Annotated in this window: 5 protein-coding genes; 2 read left to right on the forward strand and 3 right to left on the reverse strand. The window is 73.0% G+C overall.

Features of this window, described 5'->3' with window-relative positions:
- Both GTW67_RS15105 and GTW67_RS15110 read right to left on the reverse strand, forming a co-directional pair.
- A partial coding sequence (locus tag GTW67_RS15105; RefSeq protein WP_237518867.1) for a serine/threonine-protein kinase occupies nucleotides 1–1,518 on the reverse strand: 1,518 nt, incomplete at its 3' end.
- Between the two features lie 63 nt (nucleotides 1,519–1,581).
- Nucleotides 1,582–2,430 (reverse strand): MqnA/MqnD/SBP family protein, encoded by an 849-nt coding sequence (locus tag GTW67_RS15110; RefSeq protein WP_161165336.1) that lies wholly within the window; start codon nucleotides 2,428–2,430, stop codon nucleotides 1,582–1,584.
- A gap of 288 nt (nucleotides 2,431–2,718) precedes the next feature.
- Between GTW67_RS15110 and GTW67_RS15115 the strand changes: the two genes are divergently transcribed.
- On the forward strand, nucleotides 2,719–2,922 hold the full coding sequence (locus GTW67_RS15115; RefSeq protein WP_003974443.1) for a cold-shock protein: 204 nt from the start codon (nucleotides 2,719–2,721) through the stop codon (nucleotides 2,920–2,922).
- Between the two features lie 126 nt (nucleotides 2,923–3,048).
- Nucleotides 3,049–3,693: a class I SAM-dependent methyltransferase gene (locus GTW67_RS15120; RefSeq protein WP_161165337.1), complete on the forward strand. Its 645-nt coding sequence runs from the start codon at nucleotides 3,049–3,051 to the stop codon at nucleotides 3,691–3,693.
- A 14-nt stretch (nucleotides 3,694–3,707) separates the two neighbouring features.
- Here GTW67_RS15120 and GTW67_RS15125 read toward each other — a convergent pair whose 3' ends face one another.
- Nucleotides 3,708–5,633 carry an AMP-binding protein gene (locus tag GTW67_RS15125; protein ID WP_161165338.1) on the reverse strand — a complete coding sequence of 642 codons (1,926 nt, stop codon included), beginning with the start codon at nucleotides 5,631–5,633 and terminating at the stop codon, nucleotides 3,708–3,710.
- Nucleotides 5,634–5,836 lie beyond the last annotated feature (203 nt).

A 5,836-nucleotide genomic window follows, 5' to 3' on the forward strand; every position in this document is an offset into this window, starting at 1 on the left:
CTGCACGGACACCTTCCCGGGCCCCCGCACCCCGCCACGCGGCCCGGGCACGGCGGTGGGGGCCGCGGACACCCCGGGCCCTGTGGCAACTCCGCCGGGCCCGAGAGTCCCGGGATACGCCGGAGCCCCGCCAGGGCCGAAAACATCGGGTCCCGTCGGAACTCCCTCAGAGCCGGGAGCCCCGGGATACGCGGGAGCTGCGCCAGGGCCGGGAGCGCCGGGGTACGCGGGAGCCCCGCCAGGGCCGGGAGCGCCGGGGTACGCGGGAGCCCCGCCAGAGCCGGAAACACCAGGCCCCGTCGAGACTCCGCCGGGGCCGGGAGCACCGGCACCCGTGGAAACCCCGCCAGAGCCGGGAGCGCCCGGATACGCGGGAGCCCCGCCGGCCGCGGAAGCCCCCGGCATCACCGGCGGCGGCCCGAAGGCGCCGGCGGTGGCGGCACCAGCCGCCGATGCCCCCGGCGCCTGCGCCCCGCCGGACGCCTGGACCCGGTCCGACGTCTGCGCCCTGCCCGACGCCTCCACACCGCCGGAGGCCTGCGTACCGCCGGAGGCCTCCGCGCCGCCCGGCACCGAAGGTCGGCTGAAACCGACCGGGCCCGACAGCGGGCCGCCCTCCCCCGTCGCCTCCAGGTTGAGCAGTTGTACGGCGCCCCGGCTGACCTGTTCCACCAGCGGCCCCGGCAGCCAGCCGCCCGCGACCAGTCGGGCCGCGCCGTCCGGGGCGAGCCGTCGGGCCACCTCGGCGGGGGCCGGACGGGCGGCGGGGTCCTTGGCCAGGCACTGGCCGACCAGTTCCCGCACCTCGCCGTCCAGCGTGCCGAGCTCCGGCTCCTCGTGGACGACCTTGTAGAGCAGCGCGGCCGAGGAGTCCCCGGGGAAGGGCGGCCGACCGGTCGCCGCGAACGCGAGGACCGCGCCGAGGGAGAACACGTCGGCGGCGCCGGTGACGCCCTTGCCGAGGATCTGCTCGGGCGACATGTAGCCGGGCGAGCCGATCGAGACGCCCGTCGAGGTCAGGGAGGCCGTGCCGTCCGTCGCGCGGGCGATGCCGAAGTCGATCAGGAGGGGCCCGTCGAGGGTGAGCAGCACGTTGGACGGCTTCACGTCCCGGTGCACCAGGCCCAGCTCGTGCACCGCGGCCAGCGCCTCGCCGAGGCCCGCGCCGAGCGCCCGTACGGAGTGGGCCGGCAGCGGGCCGCCGTCCACGACCGCCGCCGTCAGGGACGGTCCGGCCGCGTACGCCGTGGCCACCCAGGGCACGCGCGCCTCCGGGTCGGCGTCGAGCACGGGCGCGGTCCACGCGGCGCCCACCCGGCGGGCCGCCTCCACCTCGCGGCGGAACCGGGCCCGGAACTCCTCGTCCAGCGCGAAGTGCGGGTGCACGATCTTCACGGCGACCGTCCGGCCGCCGGCGCTGCGCCCCAGGTAGACCCGGCCCATGCCGCCGGCGCCCAGCCGGCCGAGCAGCCGGTAGGGCCCCACGACGGTGGGTTCGTCGACATCGAGCGGCCGCATCGGCCCACCCCTCCCCCGTACGCCGAAACCTTCCAGCAGGGTAGTGGGCCGACGGCGCGGCGCTCAGGGCTGGAGCAGTTCCACCTTCACGTCCGCGGGGAATCCCGTGGTCGGGCCGACGCGGCGGGCGAACTCCGCGACCGCCTCCAGCTGCGGGGCGCCGAAGCGGAAGTCCAGCGTGGTGAAGTACTGCTCCAGCGTCTTCTCGTCGAAGTCCTCCCAGCGGGCCGCCTGCTCGGCGACCTTGGCGACCTCCTCCAGGGAGAGGTTGCGGGAGGCGAGGAACGCCTCGTGGACCTTGCGGGCGATGACCGGCTCGCGCTCCACGTAGTCCCGGCGGGCCGCCCAGACGGCGAAGACGAACGGCAGGCCCGTCCACTCCTTCCACAGCGCGCCCAGGTCATGGACGTCGAGACCGAAGCGGGGCCCGTCGATCATGTTGGCGCGCAGGGCCGCGTCGCCGATGAGGACGGCCGCGTCGGCCTCCTGCATCATCACGCTCAGGTCCGGCGGGCAGGTGTAGTAGTCCGGCTGGACGCCGTAGCGCTCGGCCAGCAGGAGCTGGGCGAGCCGGACCGAGGTGCGCGAGGTCGACCCGAGGGCGACCCGGGCGCCGTCCAGCTTGTCCAGCGGGACCTGCGAGACGATCACGCACGACATGACCGGGCCGTCGCAGCCGACGGCGATGTCGGGGAAGGCGACCAGGTCGTCGGCGTTCTTGAGGAACTCGACCAGGGTGACCGGTGCGACATCGAGATCGCCGCGCACCAGCTGCTCGCTGAGCTTCTCCGGGGTGTCCTTCGTCAGCTCGAAATCGAGGAGCGTTCCCGTTCTCGCGAGCCCCCAGTACAGAGGCATGCAGTTCAGGAACTGGATGTGGCCGACGCGCGGCCGGGTGCGAGAATTGTCCACATCGCGAGGCTAGCCCTCCCCCGGCGGCCGCCCGGCGGCACCCCCCGCTGTCAGCCGAATGGCACGTCCGTTCAAACATTCGGGTGAAGTGATCTTGGCCTCTGTTGCGCTCGGGGGCCTGCGTGCTAGGCTCACAGCAAGTTGCAGTTTGGTTTCCCTTGCAGTACAGAGCCTGCGGAGCATGTGACCGCGGGCTCTCGTCATTCTCAGACATATGCAGTTGTGCGGATCGGTCTTCACACTTGCTGGTTCTGGAGCAGGGCAACCCTTTGGGCCCAAGGAGGGCTTATGGCTACCGGAACCGTGAAGTGGTTCAACGCCGAAAAGGGCTTTGGTTTCATCGCCCAGGAAGGCGGCGGCCCGGACGTCTTCGTCCACTACTCCGCGATCAACGCTCAGGGATTCCGTTCCCTCGAGGAGAACCAGCAGGTGTCCTTCGACGTCACGCAGGGCCCGAAGGGTCCGCAGGCGGAGAATGTCACTCCTGTCTGATTGACAGCAGTACCCAAGGAGCCCCGCGCCGTTGTGGCGACGGGGCTCCTGCCCTTTCCGGCGCCGCCGTGAATTCCCGGTGAATTCCGGCCACGGCTGTCAGTGGCGGGCCCTAGGGTCCCCGCCATGACCCACGACACCGGCTTCCTGGACACCACCCGCACCTTCTACGACGCCATCGCCGAGGACTACGCGGACCGCTTCCGCTCCGTACTCGCCGACGCCCCGCTGGACCGGGCGCTGATGGGCGCCTTCGCCGAACTGGTGGGACCGGACGGGGAGGTCGCCGACCTCGGCTGCGGGCCCGGCGTGGTCACCGCCCACCTCGCCTCGCTCGGCCTGAAGGTCTTCGGCCTCGACCTGTCCGCCGGCATGCTCGCGATCGCCCGCCGCGAGAACCCGGGTCTGTGCTTCGAGCAGGGCTCCATGCTGGAGCTGGACCTGCCCGACGGCGCCCTCGTGGGCGCGGTCTCCTGGTACTCGTCGATCCACACGCCGTGGGAGCGGCTGCCGGACCTGTTCTCGGAGATGCGGCGCGTGCTGGCCCCGGGCGGGCATCTGCTCCTCGCCTTCCAGGTCGGCGACGAGCCGAGCCGCCTCGACCGGCCCTTCGGCCACGAGGTGAGTCTCGCTTTCGAGCGGCGGCGGCCGGAGCCGATGGCCGGGCTGCTGGAGGCGGCCGGTTTCACCGTGCTGTCGCGGACGGTGCGCGTGCAGGAGGCGGAGACCTCCGCGAAGGTCCCGCAGGCGTGTCTGATCGCCCGCCGCTGAGGGCCTACGCACACCTACCCCTCGTACAGCCCCTCCACGGCGTCCGCGAAGTCCCGCATGATCGCGTCGCGCCGGAGCTTGAGGGAGGGGGTCAGATGGCCCTCCCACTCCGTGAAGTCCCTCGGCAGGACGGCGAAGCGGCGGATGGACTCCGGGCGGGAGACCAGCTTGTTCGCCTCGTCGACCGCGCGCTGGAGCACCGCGCGGACCTCCTCGTCGTCGGTCAGCAGCTCCGGCGGCACGGGGTGCTTGCCGTTCATGCGGCGCCAGTGGGTGATGCCGCCGGGGTCGAGGGTGAACAGGGCGGTGACGTAGGGGCGGCGGTCGCCGAGGACCATGCACTGGGAGATCAGGGGGTGGGAGCGCAGCCAGTTCTCCAGCGGCGCCGGGGCCACGCTCTTGCCGCCCGCCGTGATCAGCAGCTCCTTCTTGCGGCCGGTGATCGTCAGATAGCCCTCGTCGTCCAGGCTGCCGAGGTCGCCGGTCGGGAACCAGCCGTCGGGGGCGGCCGGGACGACACCGCCCGCCTGCGGGTCCCAGTAGCCGTGCAAAACCTGGTCGCCGGCGATCAGGATCTCGCCGTCGGCGGCGATCCGGATCCGCGTGCCGGGCAGCGGCCAGCCGACCGTGCCCAGGCGCGGTTGCAGCGGCGGCGTCACGGTCGCCGCGGCCGTCGTCTCGGTGAGGCCGTAACCCTCGTAGATCTCGATGCCGGCGCCGGCGTAGAAGGCGGCCAGGCGGCGGCCGAGGGGGGAGCCGCCGCAGATGACGTGCCGGACCCGGCCGCCCATGGCGTTACGGATCTTGCGGTAGACGAGCGGGTCGTAGAAGGAGCGGGCGGTCTTCAGGGCGCGGCCCGGGCCGCCGCCCGAGCCGGTCTGGCGGGCCTCCATGGCCTCGCCGTAGCGCACCGCCACCGAGACCGCGCGGTCGAAGACCGTGGCCCGGCCGCCCGACTCGGCCTTGGCGCGCGCCCCGTTGAAGACCTTCTCCAGCATGTACGGAATGGTGAGCAGGCAGGTCGGCCGGAAGGCCGCCAGGTCCGGCAGCAGGTCCTCCGGTGCCAGGCTCGGCGCGTGTCCGAGGCGGACCCGGGCGCGGACGCAGGCCACGGCGACCATGCGGCCGAAGACGTGGGACATGGGGAGGAAGAGCAGGATCGACGGATCCTCCGTCTGTGTCTTGAAGACGGGGTAGAGCAGCTCGATCGCGTTGTCCACCTCGGCGAAGAAGTTGCCGTGGGTCAGCACGCAGCCCTTGGGGCGGCCGGTGGTGCCGGAGGTGTAGATCAGGGTGGCGAGGGTGCTCGGACTCAGCATGCCCCGGCGGACGTCCACCTCCGCGTCCGGCACCCGCGCGCCCAGCTCGGCGAGCTGGTCCACATGGCCCTTCTCCATGATCCACAGGTGCCGCAGGTCCGGGAGGCGGTCCAGCTCGGGGCCGAGGGCCGCCGCCTGCGCGGCCGTCTCGGTGACCAGGGTGACCGCGCCCGAGTCCTGGAGGATCCAGCGGACCTGGAAGAGCGAGGAGGTCGGGTAGACGGGGACCGTGACGAGGCCCGCGGCCCACGCGGCGAAGTCGAGCAGCGTCCACTCGTAGGTCGTCCGGGCCATGATCGCTATCCGGTCGCCCGGCATCAGGCCCTCGGAGATCAGGCCCTTCGCCACGGCCAGCACCTGTGCGGCGAACTCGGCCGCCGTCACGTCGCTCCAGCGCCCGTCCGCGGACCTGCGGCTGAGGACCACCGCGGCGGGGACGGCGGCGGCGTTGTCGAAGGGCAGGTCGGCGAGGGAGCCGTGCCGCACCGGCGGGGCGAACGGCGGTACGTACGCCTCCCGCACGGCCCCGTCCAGGCGTCGCGTCTCGGGTGCCACCAGGGTGGGGCCGGGCGAGTCGGCGAACGCGGCGGACGGGGCGAAGGAGGGAAGCGGGGTGGACACGGGCGGCTCCTGGGACGTGCAGCGGCGGCTCTGCTCAGCTGCATGACGTACGTGCCTCGCGCGCCGAGGCATCATCGCCGGTCCCCTCGGGGACACGGCCCTGACGAGGGGTTACCGGCGGTCAGGCTCCGGATCGTACGGGGCTCGCGTGGGGGCTTGGTGCGGGTTCGGGGACGGTCCGGGGCCGGGCGTGTGCAGCCTCG

This window comes from Streptomyces sp. SID5910, from assembly GCF_009862125.1.
GTDB lineage: Bacteria > Actinomycetota > Actinomycetes > Streptomycetales > Streptomycetaceae > Streptomyces.